The 19,434-nt window shown below is 36.6% G+C and carries 13 protein-coding genes and 1 pseudogene; 3 read left to right on the forward strand and 11 right to left on the reverse strand.

Annotated elements, in window-relative coordinates; translation table 11 throughout:
• Positions 1-762: 762 nt before the first annotated feature.
• The 5 genes and pseudogenes from F6K27_RS10535 to F6K27_RS10555 all read right to left on the reverse strand — a co-directional run.
• A pseudogene (locus F6K27_RS10535) lies at positions 763-903 on the reverse strand (diguanylate cyclase domain-containing protein); the annotation flags it as partial.
• Between the two features lie 11 nt (positions 904-914).
• Positions 915-1,217, reverse strand: a complete 303-nt coding sequence (locus F6K27_RS10540; RefSeq protein WP_287276210.1) for a PAS domain-containing protein — start codon at positions 1,215-1,217, stop codon at positions 915-917.
• Positions 1,218-1,325: 108 nt separating this feature from the next.
• A complete protein-coding gene (locus F6K27_RS33600) occupies positions 1,326-1,655 on the reverse strand; it encodes a PAS domain-containing protein (RefSeq protein ID WP_353735964.1) in 330 nt (109 codons plus the stop codon).
• A 51-nt stretch (positions 1,656-1,706) separates the two neighbouring features.
• Entirely contained in the window at positions 1,707-2,108 is a 402-nt protein-coding gene (locus F6K27_RS10550) for a PAS domain S-box protein (RefSeq protein WP_353735965.1), read from the reverse strand.
• An 809-nt stretch (positions 2,109-2,917) separates the two neighbouring features.
• Complete coding sequence (locus F6K27_RS10555; RefSeq protein WP_124146441.1) at positions 2,918-4,570, reverse strand: cell wall metabolism sensor histidine kinase WalK; 1,653 nt, start codon at positions 4,568-4,570, stop codon at positions 2,918-2,920.
• Positions 4,571-4,807: 237 nt separating this feature from the next.
• On the opposite strand from F6K27_RS10555, the gene F6K27_RS10560 reads away from it, so the two are divergent.
• A complete protein-coding gene (locus F6K27_RS10560) occupies positions 4,808-9,205 on the forward strand; it encodes a response regulator (RefSeq protein ID WP_287276212.1) in 4,398 nt (1,465 codons plus the stop codon).
• A 609-nt stretch (positions 9,206-9,814) separates the two neighbouring features.
• Here the strand turns inward: F6K27_RS10560 and F6K27_RS10565 are convergent.
• The 4 genes from F6K27_RS10565 to F6K27_RS10575 all read right to left on the reverse strand — a co-directional run bounded on the left by F6K27_RS10565 (position 9,815) and on the right by F6K27_RS10575 (position 11,894).
• Positions 9,815-9,958 carry a hypothetical protein gene (locus F6K27_RS10565; protein WP_161565078.1) on the reverse strand — a complete coding sequence of 48 codons (144 nt, stop codon included), beginning with the start codon at positions 9,956-9,958 and terminating at the stop codon, positions 9,815-9,817.
• 343 nt (positions 9,959-10,301) lie between these two features.
• Entirely contained in the window at positions 10,302-10,520 is a 219-nt protein-coding gene (locus F6K27_RS33605; protein ID WP_124155404.1) for a PEP-CTERM sorting domain-containing protein, read from the reverse strand.
• Entirely contained in the window at positions 10,447-11,643 is a 1,197-nt protein-coding gene (locus F6K27_RS10570; protein ID WP_287276214.1) for an LL-diaminopimelate aminotransferase, read from the reverse strand. The genes F6K27_RS33605 and F6K27_RS10570 overlap by 74 nt, the downstream gene beginning before the upstream one ends.
• Before the next feature lie 38 nt (positions 11,644-11,681).
• Positions 11,682-11,894: a hypothetical protein gene (locus F6K27_RS10575; protein WP_124146749.1), complete on the reverse strand. Its 213-nt coding sequence runs from the start codon at positions 11,892-11,894 to the stop codon at positions 11,682-11,684.
• Between the two features lie 772 nt (positions 11,895-12,666).
• Here F6K27_RS10575 and thrB point away from each other — a divergent pair.
• Positions 12,667-13,584 (forward strand): homoserine kinase, encoded by a 918-nt coding sequence (gene thrB, locus F6K27_RS10580; protein ID WP_287276216.1) that lies wholly within the window; start codon positions 12,667-12,669, stop codon positions 13,582-13,584.
• A 955-nt stretch (positions 13,585-14,539) separates the two neighbouring features.
• Here the strand turns inward: thrB and F6K27_RS10585 are convergent.
• A complete protein-coding gene (locus F6K27_RS10585; protein ID WP_287276218.1) occupies positions 14,540-16,381 on the reverse strand; it encodes an ABC-ATPase domain-containing protein in 1,842 nt (613 codons plus the stop codon).
• Positions 16,382-16,833: 452 nt separating this feature from the next.
• Between F6K27_RS10585 and F6K27_RS10590 the strand changes: the two genes are divergently transcribed.
• The gene (locus F6K27_RS10590) at positions 16,834-18,285 is read left to right on the forward strand and encodes a serine/threonine-protein kinase (protein ID WP_287276220.1); all 1,452 of its coding nucleotides are present in this window, start codon (positions 16,834-16,836) and stop codon (positions 18,283-18,285) included.
• 160 nt (positions 18,286-18,445) lie between these two features.
• Here the strand turns inward: F6K27_RS10590 and F6K27_RS10595 are convergent, their stop codons facing one another.
• Positions 18,446-19,351 (reverse strand): LD-carboxypeptidase, encoded by a 906-nt coding sequence (locus tag F6K27_RS10595; protein ID WP_287276222.1) that lies wholly within the window; start codon positions 19,349-19,351, stop codon positions 18,446-18,448.
• Between the last annotated feature and the right edge of the window lie 83 nt (positions 19,352-19,434).

A 19,434-nucleotide genomic window follows, 5' to 3' on the forward strand; every position in this document is an offset into this window, starting at 1 on the left:
CGGTTAATTGCACATAGAATCCTGTTATATAATATCTGTTTATAATCCTATAATTATACCAATTTCCTAAAGTCAGACTAAACATAACTTGACACCTTAGTTTTCAAGCTTGATAGATACTTTTACAAGTGTTGTTTCAGTTTATGAAATTGGTATTACTTCAATATTTAACCTCCTCCTACTCCCCTACTCCCCTACTCCCTCACTCCGCCGCTCCCAACTATATAATAAATATTCAACCGTATTTGATATAACACCCAATACCTAAGATCTACGACCTAATACCTCATTCTGTGCAGTCTCACATCAAATTAGTATTAGCAGGAACGAGAGTAGTCAGTCATCAATACTAAGTAGCAATATCAAGTCTCATTAATTAGCCATAATAAAAATGTTCTTCTCTTGAGAGAAAATATTTTTTAAATTTCCCCTTGTTCCCTACTTCCTACTCCCTACTCCCTACTCCCTACTCCCTACTCCCTAAATTTTTCCGAAGCGGTTATTTAAAGAGACATGATATAAAAAGGCATTTAATAAGCTATATCAAATCCTTTGAATTTGGTCTAAAAAAATTTTCCATCTGAGCGCCATTGCCAAATCTTTCAAGATTTCCCCCTCCTGGGAGGGGTTAGGGGTGAGTCCCCGCACTCTTTATCTAATTACACCAATACTACGGGATTTGATATTAGTCTCCTGAGTCGGATAGGAAGACTTGTCAAAAATTATAAAATATAATTTTAAATTTTAAGTTCGATCTTTTAGTTAATTAATAATTATATCACCTACATAAGGAATCACCTGATTTCTACCTTTTTCTTTTGCTTGATAAAGTGCTCGATCTGCTCCTGCAATTAAACTTTGATAAGTGGCTTCAGTAAATGGGATAATACTAGATACTCCTAAACTTGATGTTCTTAAATAGACTGTATTACTAAATTAATATCATCAGGATACATACGATTTTTCCAATCATCTACATGATTAAAAATCTCCGTTTCTGTATAACCTAAAATTTCTTGGCAACGGGTTGAATAAAAACATTCATTAGTTTTAATATTCCAATCCCATATACCATCATTATTACCGCGCAACGCTAATTTCCAACGTTCTTCACTTTTTTTTAAATCTAATTCCATTTGTTTACGCTCAGTAATATCTTTAATCAAGCCAATTAAATATTTTGGTTCTTGGGAAGTTTTGATTAAATATATATTCAAATATGATCAAATAATTTTACCTTTTTTGTGAATTAAACGGTTATCAGTTGAATATTTTTGTATATTTTATGCCAGAAGAGAGCGTAAATTAATTTGATAATCTTGCCGTTATTCTGCATAAATAATATCCACCAAGTTTAACTTTGATAAATCGGCATTACTATATCCCAAAATATTCCTAAATACTTGCTTAACTCGGAATATTTTTCCTGATAAAGTAGCAAAAAATATTCCCATTAAAGTCTGTTCAAAAGTCGCACGAAATTTTTCTTCACTTTCTTTTATTACTGCTTCAGCTAAAACATAGGAAGTGATATCTTGAAAAATTACTTGATAAAATTTTTCATCATTCTCTAACTGAATAATTTTATAATTGAAGAAGGAGACAGGAGACAGGAGACAGGAGACAGGAGACAGGAGACAGGAGACAGGAGACAGGAGACAGAAGGAAAATTACATGGGGATAGTCAACGAAGGGCCGCTCCGCGTCTACGCTCCCCCAAGTAATTTTGAACACCCCCGTTGACGATGGGGTATTAAACCCACAAAGAAAATGATAATATTTATCCAAATCCAATTGCCGTCTTTCCTCAAAGCTAGAATATTTGGTATAACATTTTTGCCATTTTTTGCTGTTTCCAGTATTGTCGCTATTACTTTTTGGTGTATTTCTGGTGGATGGATTTGTTTGGCGTGCATTTGCACAAGTTTTTCTCTGTGATAACCCAATATTTCTGTAGCTTTATAGTTAGCTTCTATAATCTTTCCCTGTAAATCAGCAATTAAAATTGCCTCACCCACATCTTGCATAAATGCACGGTACTTAAACTCTGAATTTTTTAATTTTTTTTCAGTTTTTTTGCATTCTGTTATATCAACATAATAGGAGATTTTTTTGTACTACGATTTTGTACAATTTCTGGAAAGATTGATATTTTGCGGAGCAAAACGCCATCCCACCCTACGGAAAGCTGCGCTAACGATCGCTTGCATCTAACGCCGACGCGGGGTCACACCGCTATTCCCTAAAATCTACAATATCTCACAACTCAAATAAGATTGCTATATATAGTAATTAGGAATGATTGATAAAAATTTTATTGCTTCGGTGTTTCCCATTCCCTATTTCCTATTTCCAGTTAAGAGTTTCCTAAAAGTCTAGAAGACCTAAAAACTCAAATAAGATTGTTATATCATGTCCGGATAATTAGTGATAAAAAAACTTTCTCCTTTTTCTCCTCTGTCTTCTTTTTCTCCTCTTTATTCTTTATTCTTGCTTCTTCATTCTTGCTTCTTTATTCCCTCCTGACTCCTAATAAATAATCTAGTTATTTGTAGCAAATATTTATCAAATTGGTATTAGAGAATTTTCCGAAACAGGGAAAGATTAAAATTAAGCTGTACAAATCAATTTCCTTGAAGAAGGAATAAGGAAGAAGGAAAAAGTGGATGGGTATAGTCAACGACCTAGCACTTTGTATCTACAAACCCCAACCAATTGTAAACAGCGTGTAGATAGCGGGGTATTAAACCCAAAAGAAAAAGATAAATGCTTACAGCGCTTTTCATTTAAGTAGACTACAAAATTATTTTTGCGCGCGGGAGCTAAGGAACAAGCAGCAGGGAATAGGGAGTATAAAAATACTTGATAGCTGTAGTATATACTATGTGAAAACCGCTATAATTGCAAACAACAAAAGCTATTGTTTCACTGAAAATTTCACAGTAAATATACTGCCTCGATCTAACTTTGAATAAACTTGAATAGTTCCTCCCATTCCTTCTACCAAAGTTTTAACAATAGATAAACCTAAACCAGCTCCACCAGAACGATTTCTAGCTTCATCCGCTCGATAAAAACGTTCAAAAATCTTAGCTTGTTGTGATAAAGAAATACCCTGACCTTTGTCACATACCTGAACGATCGCTTCACCACTTTGTTGACACAAATTTAAAATTATAGGAGAATCTTCACCAGAATATTTAACAGCATTATCAATTAAATTTAGTAAAACCTGTTTGAAGCGATTGCGGTCTACCATGACTTCAATTAACGATAAATTTATAGTTTTATCAATCTGATATTGTGATTTACCGACAATATTTTTTGATTTTAAACTTAATTTACTAGCAATATAATTATTATTGATATTTTGCTCTAAACTTAGTTTTTTAGAGTTGCCAATCTGGGCAGAGACTAGATTACTTTTTTCTGTAATAATTGAATTTTTATTATCACTAAATATTTGCTCTAGATTAACAAAATCACTTCCATTACCAAACCTCAGAATAATTTCTCGACCACTAAACTGTTTAGCCATTTCCACTACTTCTGCTACCAAATCATTCAGTACAACCGCTTCTAAATGAAAATGAATTTGTCCACTATCTGCTCTAGCTAACTCCAGCAAATCTTTCAATAATTCAACAGTACGTTGTGCTTCCCCAGAAGCTATCGAAATAGCTTCTTTCTGAATCTCCGTTAAATTATTACCCCTTCTCAAAAGACTCTGAAGATAACCAGAAACAATAGTCAAAGGAGTTCTTAACTCATGAGAAACATTACTCACAAACTGCCTTTGCTGTTCCCAAGAATCAGACAACCGGCCCAACATAGTATCTAAAGTTCTCGCCAACTCCTTAACTTCACTAGGAGCGCGTTCTAAAGAAACTGTTGCTCGATCTAGAATATCGGCATTAACATTATCAGCAAGTTGACTAATATGACGCAGAGGTATGAGAGAACGTTGAATATAGACAGTTATAGCAAGTGTTACTCCAATTATTGCCAAAATACTCGCCACACTTAAACTCATAACCATCGTCACTAGCATCTTTTGATCGCGGGAAATGTCTAGAGCGATATAAAGTTTACCAACATTCATCCCATTAACTGTTAAAGGACCACCACATAACACAAAATAGCGTCCATTTATTGGATAAACTAAGGGTTTTGAGGGCATTTCAGCTAAAGATTTTAAAACAAAATGGTCACTGTCACTCTGGAAATTTTGTGATTGAACTATCACAGTACCTTGCTGATTTTTGACCCAAATAAATACATTGGCCAATGTTAAATTATCAATAGCTTTCTGTAAACTTTTCTTGACATACCACGTTTCACTGTACATTTCAACATCTCTGGGAAAACGTTCAGCTATCTGCTCAATGTTATGCTTATGAGTGACTATCAACAATTGCTGCATCTTCCAACTTGTCCACAAGGCTACACTCCCTAGTCCTAATACTGAAAATAATGCAATACCCAATGTTAGGCGTGTCTGCAAAGAAGATGGCTCGAGTTTCCACCGCCCTAATTTGAGATTTTTCGGCCATTTAGCGATAAACTTCATCTTAAACTTAATTATGGGTAAAAAATATTTAAACTACAATTGTCATTAATTTAGCTACATATCCTGAGAAAACCCTGATAATTTTGTGGAGATATTCATACCTTTTGCTATTTGAAATTGCTACGCTGTAATTAGGAAACTATTTCTAGGAAAGAAAATTTCAAGAACACTTTTAGACACAATCATGTCTAGAGTAGTAACCATTAGGGAAAAGCGAATCACTAATTCATAATTCTTATGTTCCAACAAGAATTACAAGAATTTGTAGTGGTTTGTTGCATAAGAGCAATAGGGAAAGACCCGATGAAACTTCGTCAAAAAACATTAATAGTTATTAGTACGGCGATGGCTAGTTTGATAGTGGTGTTGTTTATTACAGCATCAATGATATTGTTTTATGGCTGCCAAAATTTGGAAGTCGATTACGTTTATCTAGATGTAGCAAGGGCATTAAATCTATTAGATGATGAGATATCTAATTTATCTGTAAAAGTAAAACAGGATAGAATATATGCCTTATCAAAAAAGTTAGTTGATCAGAATAAACTAGAGTCCAATAATATAAATAAATTTATTGATTTTAATTCATTCGATAATTTTGGGATTAATCAAAAACTGAACTTTCTATTGCTACTTGATGCTCGAGGAGAAATTTTATTTAGTCAAGAATTCGATGGAAGTCAACAAACAGAAATACTAATATCTGAGAACTTAAAAAAATATCTACCAATAGGTAAAAATATAAGTCAGCAAACAGGTATTATTCTTTTACCAGAAACTTATCTCCCGATCGCTGATACTCCTATTTTGAATGAAATAGATAGTCTAAACGTCCTTGGTGAATTAGTGTATGATATTAATCTTAATTATTTAGGAGTCAACCCACCCCTCGCCCCTCCCCCTCCCAGGAGGGGAAGTCAGTCGGACCGAGTCAGGAAGAAAGAAAGAAGAAGAAAGAGTAGTAGAGGAAGAAAGTTTTTTGTTTGCGCTCTTATCCGGACAAGACATCATACCTCTTTTCACCAAAGCCATCTAAACAATAACATCCTCATTGTTGGGTGCTATATAAACGATGCAACAATAGCAAAGTTAGCTGAATTAACAAAATTATCACTAACTTTTAGTCGGTGGGAAAATAACTCGCAACAAATTGATCGGCAACTGAAAACTTCAGAAATAGTTCTAGAACCGCTCAATTCCGATCGAGTAAATGGTTATAGAACTGTCAAAGATATCGATACTCAACCTCCTCTAATTTTACAAAGAGAAGTAGATCGAATTATCCGCCACCACAGTCGCTCATTTTGGAGTTACTTTATTTTTTCATCGGTAATAGTAGGTCTAGTTTTTGGGATCGTTATGCTGGCACTCAGAGAAAAATTGTTAGTCTCTCGTATTTCAAAATTAAACAAAATAGTTAATAAAATAGCTTCTAGTGGAGACCTTTCAATGCGCGTACCAATGCCAGGGGATGATGAGTTGTCAAACCTAGCTCAGACTATGAATAAAATGCTAGAAGCTTTACAACATTCTCAACTTGAATCTCAAGACAACGAAGAACGATATAGACTAATGGCAGAAAACTCCACTGATATGATTTCTCGTCACTCTCCAGATGGGGTTTTCCTTTATGTATCCCCCGCTTGTCGCAACCTGATGGGATATTCTCCATTAGAAATTGTTGGTACTCATCCAAAAGAGTTTTTTGCACCTGAAGATATTAAAGCGATTGCCAAAGCCTATCACACTATTATTAACAATCCCGTAACTTACACTATTGCCTACCGCGTTCTTTGTCAAGAAGGTAAATATATTTGGTTTGAAACCACCGCTCGTACAATTCGCGATCCTGAAACGGGGAAAGTACAAGAAATAATTGCAGTTTCTCGTGACATTTCTGACCGTAAACAAAGAGAACAAGAATTACAAGAAAGTGAAGCTGCTATTCGGAGATTGTACGAAATAACTTCTACTCCTTGTCAAGGTACAAATCAAGATAATTCTATTATCTTCTGTTTTTATGAACGCCTCCAAAAATTATTAGAAATGGGCTGTCAAAAGTTCGGCCTAGAAATAGGAGTATTGTCTAGAATTGAAGATAATAAATATACTATTGTTGCAGCTAAAACTCCAGATAATTCTATTTTGAAAGGAGAAGAATTTGACCTAGAAAAAACATTTATTTTTACAGCAATAGCAGAAGATCCAATATGTTTTGAATCTATTCAATATTCAGGTTTCTGTATCACAGTAGATATGGCTTTCCAAATCGAGGCTTATATGGGAACGTCAGTTATGGTGGGCGGCTCAGTTTATGGGACTCTCAATTTCTGGAGTCCTAAAGCCTTAAATGAACCTTTGAAAGCTGTAGATAAAGAATTATTAAAACTAATGGCTCAGTGGATAGGTGGAGAATTAGAACGTCAACAAACCGCTAATGATTTAGCAAAAGCTAGAGATGAAGCACTCGCTGCAACGAGAGCAAAAAGTGAATTTTTAGCTACTATGAGCCATGAAATTAGAACCCCGATGAATGCAGTTATTGGCATGACTGGTTTACTATTAGATACTCCTCTCAAAACAGACCAAAAAGATTTTGTCCAGACTATTCGTAGTAGTGGTGAGACTTTACTTACACTCATTAATGATATACTTGATTTCTCAAAAATAGAATCTGAGAAACTAGATTTAGAAGCAAATCCTTTTGATTTACAACATTGTCTAGAAGAATCTGTTGACTTATTAGCAGCAAAAGCTAGTGAAAAGAATTTAGAACTTGTCTATTTCATCTCTCCAGAAACTCCAACTACTATTATCGGAGATATTACTCGGGTACGTCAAATTTTAGTTAATCTCTTGAGCAATGCGGTGAAATTTACCTCTAATGGTGAGGTATTAGTTTCTGTTAGCAGTAGACGGCTAGAAGCAGAAGAAAATTCACAGAATTTAAAGGCAAAAAATAGCTCAGAATTTGATAATTGTGATATTTTTCCCGTATATGAAATACAATTTTCAGTCAGAGATACAGGTATTGGTATTCCTACTACTCGCATGAATCGTTTATTTAAGTCTTTTAGTCAAGTTGATTCTTCTACCAGTAGGGAATATGGGGGTACAGGTTTAGGATTAGTTATTAGTAAAAGATTAGCTGAAATTATGGGTGGTCAAATGTGGGTTGAAAGTATGGGTGCAGTTGGAGGTAATCCCCCAGCAGGCTATAAGTTTTTAGATGAAAAATTAGAGTATATCAACGAAAAATTAGGTTCAAGTTTTTATTTTACAATAGTCACAGAATGTAGCATTAAAACTGTCAAAGATCAATTAATTCAAACTAATTATTTAGATAATAATCGACATAGTTTAATAGACAAAAAAATACTAATAGTTGATGATAATACTACAAATAGAAAAATTTTGTTGAAACAAACTGAATCTTGGGGCATGAGAGTTAGCACTGCTGAAAATGCTACTCATGCTTTAGATTTAATGACTAAAAAGTACAAATTTGATCTAGCAATTATAGATATGCAGATGCCTGAAATTGATGGTTTAACTTTAGCAAATAAAATTCGTCAAAATCCAATGTATCGGGATTTACCTCTAGTGATTTTGACTTCTTTCGGTAGGCAAGAAATTAATGATTTTTATCAATTATTTGCAGCCATTATTAATAAACCTGTTAAACAATCTCAGCTTTATGAAACCTTACTAAATATTTTTTATGGTAAAGGTTTTGAAATTAGAATCACAAACAATAATATTAAATGGAATTCTCAAACTATTCCTTTATTAGCAGAACAATTACCGCTGCGAATATTATTAGCAGATGACCATTTAGTTAATCAAAAAGTAGCTTTACAAATTTTACAACGCATGGGATATCGTGCTGATGTTGCTAGTAATGGTTTAGAAGTTTTAGAAGCTGTATTTAGTTTGCCTTATGATGTGGTTTTGATGGATGTACAGATGCCTTTGATGGATGGCCTAGAAGCTGCTCGTCGCATTCGGCAAAAATATGAAAATATCACAGAACATCCTGAAAAAGTTTCTCAGCGAAGACCTCGAATTATTGCTATGACAGCTAATGCTATGCAGGGCGATCGTGAAGAATGTATAGCTGCAGGAATGGATGATTATATTAGTAAACCAATACGGATGGAGCAACTTATAGAAGCTTTAAGTAAAGCTAAGTCTATTGTGTCAGAAGGAAAGGAAAAATTGACTTTCCCACAATCAAATTTATCTCCAGCAACCGTTCCAGACGATAATCACATTTTCACAGAACAGACTATTCTTGAGAGTAAGGTAATAGAAGGGTTAAAAGAAGTAGAAGCTCTAGATGAAGTAATAGATATTTATTTAGATACTTCTCCCGAACTTTTAGAGAATATTAATATTGCTATTAATCAAGCCGATCCACTTATACTTAAGAATGCTGCTCATTCTCTCAAGTCTATTAGTGGTACTCTAGGAGCAATGATTCTTTATAAAATTTGTCAAGAATTAGAAATTATGGCTCGTTTAGCTTATGAGTCAGAAAATTCTACTCCAACAGAAGCAATAGAGATTTTTTCTCAGGTTAAAGTGGAGTATGAAAAAGTTATTGCTGCCTTGAAAATAGAGCGACAGAAATAGTAGGGGCAGGTTCCGCGTTAAGTTAATGCTGTTACAAATTATTCAGATGAACCCGCCCCCAACCCAATAATCTAGCTGAAAATATATTTTTATTTCCGAAACAATTTAATATTAAAGGAATAGGAAATATGATTAATAGTCACAAAAATCAACTCGTAGGGGTGGGTTCATCTGTTCAATTATGATACCCAAAATTAATATCATAAACCCACCCCCATCACCATTAATTCCACAGCAAAATATTTATTCATGGGTTTTAGGTGGGTTTTGTTAATAATTAATGATCGCATAACCGAAATACCCGATTTGGTAAAGATTTAATAATCTTGGGGACTGAGTTACATTTGTGTAGTATTTAAATTACATTATAGGTAATCTTCTGGCTGGAAGAGAGTAATTAAATAAAAGCCTAAATATTTATTGGTAATTAAGACCCTCAACAATCAGAGGGTTTTTTTTATTTTAAAAGAGATTTACTGGAAAGTATAGCGCTACGCGCAAGTCATAAGTTAGTAGGGGCGAATGGCCATTCGCCCCTACAGAAGTCAGAAGTCATCCCTGACTAAGTTTGAGCATTTATAAACGTCCTAACCTATTTGCGTCACCTGTTTAATTTGCTGTCGGCAATTCCCCTCCCGTTAAATCGCCCGATGATAACGGGAGACCCCTTGCCGAATCAAGTGGGATAAGTATTTTCTCATTTTCTCGCGATCGCTTGAGAATCAATACATTTGTTGCAACTTTAAAAAACACAGTTGTTTAATTTCTTTGCACCTGCAATGAAAATAAAATATCCCTAAATAAAGAAGGGAGCTTTGTTGAAACTCCCTAATACATTTAATACTGACTTATAATACTGACTTATATCATGTCCGGATAATTAGTTATAAAAAAACTTTCTCCTTCAACTCCAGTTGTTCTTCTTTCTTCCCTCTTTCCTCTTTCCTCCTGACTCCTGACTTCCCCTCCACCGGAGGGGTTAGGGGTGGGTTGACTCCTGAGGACTCCCTAGTTATTTATTTATCACTGTTTAACCGGACATGATATTAATACTGTCAAACTATTCACTCACAAGCAAAGAAGCTATTGGAATGATTTACTTTTGAGACTTGTGCTTAGTAGCAGCAACTAAACCACCGATAGTCATTAGACCTAATAAACTAGAAGGCTCAGGTACAGATTCAGATAAGATACCACCTGCTGATGTAATCTCGAAATTGTAGAGACCTTCGTGAGAACCTTCAGCATTTCTGCAAAAACACTGAAATTTTCTCCACAGCCCTTGACAAAACCTCCGACTTATGAACCAAAGCAAACCTCACATACCCTTCTCCAGCTTTACCAAAACCAGCTCCTGGGGCTACTGCAACCCCAGTATTTTTCACTAAGTCCACACAGAAACCTACAGAATTATTGGCCCATGCTTCCGGCAACTTTGCCCAAACATACATAGTGGCCGATGGAGTAGGCACAGGCCAACCAATTCGATCTAATGCCCCAACAAACACATCCCGACGTTGGCGAAAAATATCCACAGTTTCTCGAACTACCTCTTGAAGACCAGTCAAAGCAGCGATCGCTCCATTGAGAATGCCTTGATACTGATTAAAATCAATACAAGCTTTAACCTGTCGCAAAGCTTGAATCAATTCAGTATTACCAATGGCATAACCAACTCGGAAACCGCCCATACTATAAGATTTAGACATAGTAAAAAATTCTATAGAAACAGTTTTTTCTGGGTCAGCTTGAAAAATAGAAGGAGCGATAGATTGTTTTTTGGGTGCTTGAGAAAAGGTATCAAAAACAAAGTCTAAATATGGAGCATCGTGAACTAAGACTAAATTATGTTTTTGGCAAAAAGCAACAGTTTCTTGGAGAAAAGATAAAGGAGCGATCGCTGTTGTCGGATTATGAGGGTAACTCAAAACCATCATTTTTGCCTGAGATAAGACAGCTGGAGGTATGTCTGCCAAAACTGGCAAAAACCCATTTTCTGCCAATAAAGGCATAGGGTAAACTTGACCCCCCGCCAAAAACACCCCACCACTATGAGAAGGATAACTAGGGTCTTGCAGTAAAGCAAAATCACCAGGATTAAGTATAGCCAAAGGTAAATGAGCCGTACCTTCCTGAGAACCAATTAGAGGTAAGACTTCAGTTTCTGGGTCTACTGGAATGTCAAATTTATCAGTATACCACTGAGCTGCTGCTTGCCGAAAAGCTTGAGTGTTAGAAAATAACGAATAGCCGTGAGTAGTAGAATCTGACAAAGATTGAGCGATCGCTTCTAGAGCTTTGGGAGGCGCTGGTAAGTCAGAAGACCCCAGAGACAAATCTATTAAATCTTGCCCTGCTGCTTTTGCTAATGCTTTTGCCCGGTCCATATCGGCAAATACATTAAAGCTTAGGGGGGCTAAACGTTGTGATAATTGCATTTTGATTCCACCTCTGAATTGACTTGTGTAGTTATTATCTACTTTACTTTTGCCAAATATTTGTCAATCTTCCAATACCCGCTGTCAAAAGTCAAAATTTGAGAGGCACACAGTCGTACATGGGAATTAGGCAATAATTGAAAATACTTCAATACACCCAACTCCCCATTACCCCATCTATTTCCCATCAAGATTTTTATATCTGAATTCAGCGATCGCTCTAGGTTTCTCCACCAATCTCTGAAATACATTTGTATTGGATTGTATTATTGCGACATACGCATTAGCGGTACTTTGGGAAAAAATATGTTAAGAACAGCATAAAATCCTTATATAGTCTAGGTTTTACATTTAACCAACCTTTTTCCTGATATATCTAGGTTTTCCTGCGGAATGCTACGCAAAGAGCCATTTTTAGCCAGAGCAACGTATTTCCCTTGCCCCTACTAGCTTTGAAGGAATTTTCGCTCTAAAAAATATCAAAGTACCGTTAGTAGAGAAGGGATCTGAATTCAGCGATCGCTCTAGGTTTCTCCACCAACACCTGAAATACGTTTGTCTTATACTGTATTATTGCGACATACGCATTAGTAGAAAAGGAATATGTTAACTAGGAGGTTTATAGAACCCTGATGGTATCTTGACCTTGATGACAATTTTGAGCCATGGAGTCTTCGTGGGATAGAGGCAAGAGGAGAAACTGGTATTAGACAGAAAAACGTTGCGTAAGTCCTAAGAATATTGTCAACTACACAAATTATTCAGTATTCTAAATAAACTACTCTAACTAATAAAATAACAATGACCAAAAAAGAGGGTCAATAGCTTCCCCTTTCAAGGGGATGAAAAAAGTAAACTTCAGTATTTTCTTGCCTCTGGCCTCAGCCGGAGGTACTGATAACTGATATAGCACTACAAAAATTGGTTAGGACATTTTTCAATCCTAAAATCCTTTTACAGTTTGCTATTCCCTGTTCCCGGTTCCCTATTCCCTAGCGCGTAGCGCTATAACTGATAACTGAAATGACCACACCTTCCTCTGTTACCGTTACCGTTCCCGCAACTACTGCAAATATCGGCCCTGGTTTTGACTGCATCGGTGCTGCTCTCTCCTTATATAACCGCTTAAAATTTTCTATTGCGGATAGCGCAACAGAACTCAAAATTTCTGTCACTGGCAAAGAAGCTGCACGAGTAAGCACAGATAATACCAATCTCGCCTATCAAGCATTCGTCAAATTATATGAACATCTCGACCAAATACCGCCATCTGTAGAAATAGAAATCGACTTAGGCGTACCCTTAGCTAGGGGTTTAGGAAGTTCAGCTACTGCAATAGTCGGAGGTTTACTCGGAGCAAATCAACTGGCGGGACATCCTTTGAGTCAAACAGAAGTAATGAATTTAGCGGTCGTCATTGAAGGACACCCAGATAACGTTGTACCTGCCTTACTCGGTGGCTGTTGTTTAACTGCCTCTACTCCTACTGGTTGGGAAATATGTGATATTCCTTGGCATTCTGATATTGTGCCAGTAGTAGCAATTCCAGACTTTGAACTTTCAACAGCAGAAGCGCGACGAGTTTTACCAACAGAATACTGTCGCGCCGATGCAATATTCAATGCTGCCCATTTAGGCATTTTGTTAAGAGGTTTAGAAACTGGTAATGGAGATTGGTTAAAAGCTGGAATGCAAGATAAAATTCACCAACCCTACCGTAAGTCTCTAATCACAGGATATGAAAAAGTCAGATTAGCTGCTTTAGATGCTGGTGCTGATGAAATGGTAATCAGTGGTGCTGGCCCGACTTTATTAGCACTGACAAATTCGCTCACAACATCAGCAGTAGTAACAGCAATGGCAGATACTTGGAAAAATCAAGGAGTAGTTACAGAAGTAAAAGCTTTAGAAGTTGACACTAGAGGAGCAATTTGTAATTAGCTTGGTGATTTGATAGAACGCGATCGCTACCTTGGTATAATTGGCAAGCGAACACCAATGCTTGTCCAAATTTTCCATAAATTTAGCGATCGTCATAATTTTTTCCTTCTAGATTAAATATACATATAGCACTTTCGGTGCAGACTGGTATGCAAACGTGCAGGTAATATCATCTTCGGATAATTAGACTTGTCGCTTTATAACTTAAAAAATCCTCAAAAACTTTGTTCTGTCAGGATTGTAGCTATTGGCAGCTAAAAAGTTTTGGAATTATTGCTCTGTCTAGGTTGGAGCGATTTTTTTCATCTATTTAGCCACAACTCTATTAGTTATGAAAAAAAACTATCCTTTCAGTTGCTATTCAGTTGCTATCGCAAATCTCTTTTTTCTCTCTAAGACCTACAGACGTTCCATGCAACGTCTCTACTACTCCCTACTCCCTACTCACTTATTTATCAGTATTCAACCGGAGGTGATATCACCAAATAAATCATTTTTTGTACCTTTTTCCCAAAAAGCTCTTCCCTGTTCTACCAAGCGTGAAAAAAGAATGTTACGAATAATTAGAAGAGTTAAAATACTTGACATCAGATGTTACAAGTGACTAAAAAGACGTCCTAAGAAATGATACTTAATATATTAATTCTGTACGTCGCCCTAACGACGGAGACCCTAACTGAGTTCCGAGTTCTGACTCCTAAGTACTCACATAATTATTTGTAGCAAACATTTGTCATGCTTGGTATTCCCTGTTCCCTACTTCAGGCCAAAATTTATACCTTTTTCACCAGAGGTCTATTTATCAGTATTCAACCGGACATAATATAACAGGGAACAGAGAAAGACTGTTAAACTATCAGCTCTATTCAATGAGTCAATATTTATATACCCAATTTCAATGCTAAACAGCTTATGCTAAATGTTAATATTAAACATTATTTTTCCTCAGCAGTAATTATTTAACTTTCAAAGTCCGTAAACGATTGATCGCTGCTGCCAACTCAAAACGTCGGAAGATAGCTAAATCTGCTTGTGGAAAAGGAAGCAAAACATCCAAACCTTTAGATTCAATATCTACCATAATAGCATCAACAACTTCTGACAATGTTCGATCACTATCCATGTATTGTTTTTTAGCATAAACCATAGCTGCACCAATCGCCGTTAGTTGGTCTTTACTCACTAACTGTTCAACACTAGAGAGATCAACATCCTCGCTACCAAACACAACCTCATCAACGTCTCGTACTTTTAAACGCACATCTCGTCGTCCCCGACTGGGATCTAAACTTTCTGATAGTGGTATCCGCGCTCGAATTTCACCAAAATTTTCACCACCTTCAGAAGTACGACCAGTAACGTATTTTTCGGCAATCTCTTTAGCTTTTTCTGTAACTTCTTTAGCTTGGAAGTTTTCCATAGCAATAATTTTATCTGCCACTTCAAAATAGTCACCACTACCACCCATAACCAAAATTGTTGATACTTGATAGTCAATATATAACTGTCTTACCTTATCAATAAAAGGAGTTATAGGTTCACTATCTTTGGCAATAAGTTCTTGCATCCGGCGATCGCGAATCATAAAATTAGTTGCTGCTGTATCCTCATCTACTAACAAGACAGGAGAAGTTGTGGCAATTTCTTCAGATTCTTCAGGTGGAGCATTTTTAATACCTATCTCCAAAGCTTCCATAATATTTGCAGCTTGAGAAGTACTACCACTAGCATTTTCAGTAGTAAATTGAGTAGTAGAACGGTCTTGAGGCAATTGATTAATAAACGGCGAAATATCTACACCTGCAACACTACGACCATCCTCTGCTCTAATTTTCACCGCTGCTGGATCTGTCACAACAAATTCACGTCCATCACCAGGAATGTGATTATAAACCCCTAATTCAATCGCTTTGAGGAGGGTAGACTTACCATGATAACCACCACCCACAATTAATGTCACCCCTTTAGATATTCCCATGCCAGAAATTTTACCTTGATTCGGGCATTCAAACTCTACTTCCAAAGATGGAGGAGACTGAAATGGCACTACATTCTCAGATGACAAAGGGCGACTGTCAATCCCACTACGACGTGGTAAAATTGCACCATTAGCAACAAAAGCCACCAGATTTTTTTCTACCAACTGCTTCCGTAAAAAATCTGTATCTTCTACAGTTTCTACATGACGGCGACAAGCATCAGCATCTAATTGTTCATATTTGAGACTCCGATGAACAATATAAGGCATATCATCACACAACATTTCTGCGGCCTGTCTGCCTAGAATACGACGACCATTTGCAGGTAATCCAACTATTAATCGTACTTCAACACCTTTTTGAGGATTGTTTTTTAATTTTATCGGTTTTCCTCTTTGTAAAGCGGGGTTTGACCCAGGAGAAACAACTTTAGGAGCTGGAGGATCTATATTAGCCAAATATACTGATGTTCGTTCCAGCACTTCCTGTCCCATTTTCGTAATTGCCACCATCCCACTTTTGCCAGTTCCACGGCGTCCACTGACCTCATAAGCCATTCTGTCAAATTTACGAGTCAGGAAATCTCGTAGGGCAACTTCTCGAATTGGACTTTGATAAAGTTCTGGAGGAAAAGCAGCAACTGTATAAGGCACCTGCACCCGAAGTTTACTAGGAGCCCCAAAGGGGTCTCCCTGAATATAATCAATAATTAGGGTAAAGTCAGGAAATTCGTAACTACCTTGAATGTCTCTGTAGGCTTTGTAGTTACAGTTGTCTAAATCTAAAAGTTTCTGCCTCAGAGTTTGTTGATTAGTCATTTTTCAGGTATCAGGTGTCATTTCAGTTATCAGTTATCAGTTATCAGTTCCTATGGCTGTTTGCGCAGCATTCCGCAGGAAAGTCAAAGGCTTGAAATACTGAAGTTTATTTTGTTCATTCCCCTTCAAGGGACAGGAGACCTTATTTTTTGGTCACTATTAAGATTTTGTATTTGACGATTGATCTTTTACAGTCAGTGCCTATAAGAATACAAAGTATTTTATAGATTAGAACATATATTTAATCAGTAACCAAAAACCTTACAGTAAAATTTGTAATTATGGTCTAATGATAACCATTATTTTCCAAAACGTATAAGTTAATCAAAGCCATTAATTATACTTTATTAAGAGTATAATGTCAAGTCTAAAAATGAGAAAAAAAAGATAAGAAATATTGTAATACTGAGTATCAGTTAAATTTAGTTATACTGAAAGTTAGATAACAAAATTTGGTATCAGAGAAACAACCAGTTCAAATATCTAAATTAACAGCAAAAATGATGGAGAAATTCATTGGTCAAGTTTTACGCGATCGCTATCATATACAATCTGTACTTGGCGGTCAAACTGGTCGTAGAACTTTTCTTGCTAATGACTTACACACAGATTCGTTGGTTGTCATTAAGTTATTGCTATTTAGCCCTGACTTTACTTGGGAACATCTGAAACTGTTTGAGCGGGAAGCTGAGGTGCTGAAATTTCTGGAACATCCCTCTATTCCTCAATACCTGGATTACTTTGATGTGGAGATGGAGTCAGGAAAAGGTTTTGCCTTAGTTCAAACTTATATAGAGGCTAAATCTTTGTCCGACTGGATACAGTCTGGTCGTACCTTTAGCGAAGTCGATATCAAAGCGATCGCCACAAAGCTATTAAAAATTTTAGATTACCTGCATAATTGTCAACCACCTGTTATTCATCGGGATATTAAACCCAGTAATATTTTATTAGCTGACCGCAGTGGTAATAGCATTGGGCAAGTTTACCTGATTGATTTGGGTTCAGTTCAAACAGCAGTACATGGTGGGACCCGGACAATTGTTGGCACTTACGGCTATATGCCACTTGAACAATTTGGGGGACAAACTACACCTGCTTCAGATTTATATGCTTTGGGAGCGACTCTTATTTATCTGGCAACTGGGCAACATCCCGATGAATTACCTCAAGAGGAGATGCGTATCCAGTTTGAAGAGCAAGTCAATCTCAGTCCACATCTAATCGACTGGCTGAAATCAATGACAGAGCCAAGTTTAGATTTACGGCTGAAATCGGTAAAACAAGCATTAGAAGCTCTAAAAATACCCAACCTCCTAAAAAATCAGTTGACTGCCGTTACCAAACCTGAAGGTAGTAGAGTTCAAGTTACGAAGACCAGACAGATATTGGAAATTGTTTTTCCGCCACGAGGTTTCAATTTAGAGCTAATCCTCATCATTTTGTTTGCATTTCCATGGTATTTCGTTTTTGGCAATGGGTTTATTGTAAGCTGGAATTCTGGTGATTGGTTATCTGTTCTATTTGCACTTTTTTTCTTGCTAACAGGTCCGGCAATGACTTGGACAATTATCTCGATTTTATTTGGAACAATTAGATTTCGTATTACTCAATCAAAGATTTCTCACTCTTTGGAAATATTCGGGTTGAGGTGGTGGCAATTAACTGCACCTCGACAAAAGATTACACAAATTGAAATCACTCCCTCATATATAATAAAAGAGAGCGAAGGAGGTACTGCAATAGTACCTCCTAAAATTAACATTTGGGTAGGAACGAAGAAATTCACAGTAGGTGATAATTTAAGATGGAATAATAATTTCGACTTGACTCCCCCTGAGCGTGACTGGCTTGCTCAGGAGTTAAGCTCCTGGCTAAATTTACCGATTAGCAAGAATTTTTAATAAAAAATTTTGACTCGCCAAAAGGTTAAAATTCAGGAAGGTAAAAGGTCTAGGTCTTGGGAAAAGATGAAGAATGCTTAGAAGTCATACTCCCACTACAATGGAATTAAGTCGGAGGTAGTCAAAGATGATAACTTCTAACCAACAACTCCCTACTTCTTTAGTTCCTAGTAATTTCCAGAATACCTCGGTCACCATCAAGATTGGCCTCAACTCCTACAGGTAAAGCTGCATTTGGACCATCGTGGCCAAAAGGAAGCTCGGAAACGATAGGAATATTTAGATCGGACAGGCGATCGCGCAATACATCCCCAACAGTAAATTCTTTATTATTCATAAGGCCAGTAGAAGACTGACTAAACCGCCCCAGGGCAATACCATTTACCTGCTGTAAAACCCCAGCCATCCGCCAGTGAGTCAACATTCGGTCAATACGGTAAGGAGCTTCATTTGTATCTTCTAAGGCTAAAATTGTCCCCCTCAAATCTGGTTGATACTTAGTGCCTAATAAATGACCAGCTACAGTCAAATTTGCAGGCATTAAATAGCCCTTGGCCTGGCCTCCACCCCAACCATTGCCTTGTAAAGGTTCTAGGGAACGACCCTCTACCAAGTCAAATAGTCGTTGAATTGACCACTCTGGTTCTGCAGCTAAAGTAGTTAATAATGGACCATGAACACAGGAAAAATTGCTAATTTTACTAAAAGTCCACAACAGGGCAGTAATATCAGAAAAACCAATCAACCATTTAGGAGCAGGCAATGAAAAATCATTGAGGTTTGGCCAGTTTTCGAGTAAGCGAGTCGTACCATAACCACCCCTAGAGCAGAGAAGACCACGATAATTTTCATTACTCATCGCTGCTATTAATTGAGTGAGGCGACTTTCGTCTGTACCTGCTAAATAACCCCATTTCTCATCATAACCAGGAGTTAATTCTACTTGGTAGTCATGCGATCGCCAAATTTCCACTCCCTTTTCAAAAGCATCTAATTCTCGCAGACAACCGCTTGGTGAAATAACTTGTAGTAAGTCACCAGGTTTTAACCAATTTTGATTTAGCATATTATTATTGTAGAAGGAAAAAGGAAGAAGTTTGATTATTTATCTTCCGTTATTTGAACTATAGCAACCGTCAGGTTGATTAG

Origin of the sequence: Okeania sp. SIO2F5, assembly GCF_010692685.1 — a bacterium.
In the GTDB taxonomy this organism is placed as follows: domain Bacteria; phylum Cyanobacteriota; class Cyanobacteriia; order Cyanobacteriales; family Microcoleaceae; genus Okeania; species Okeania hirsuta.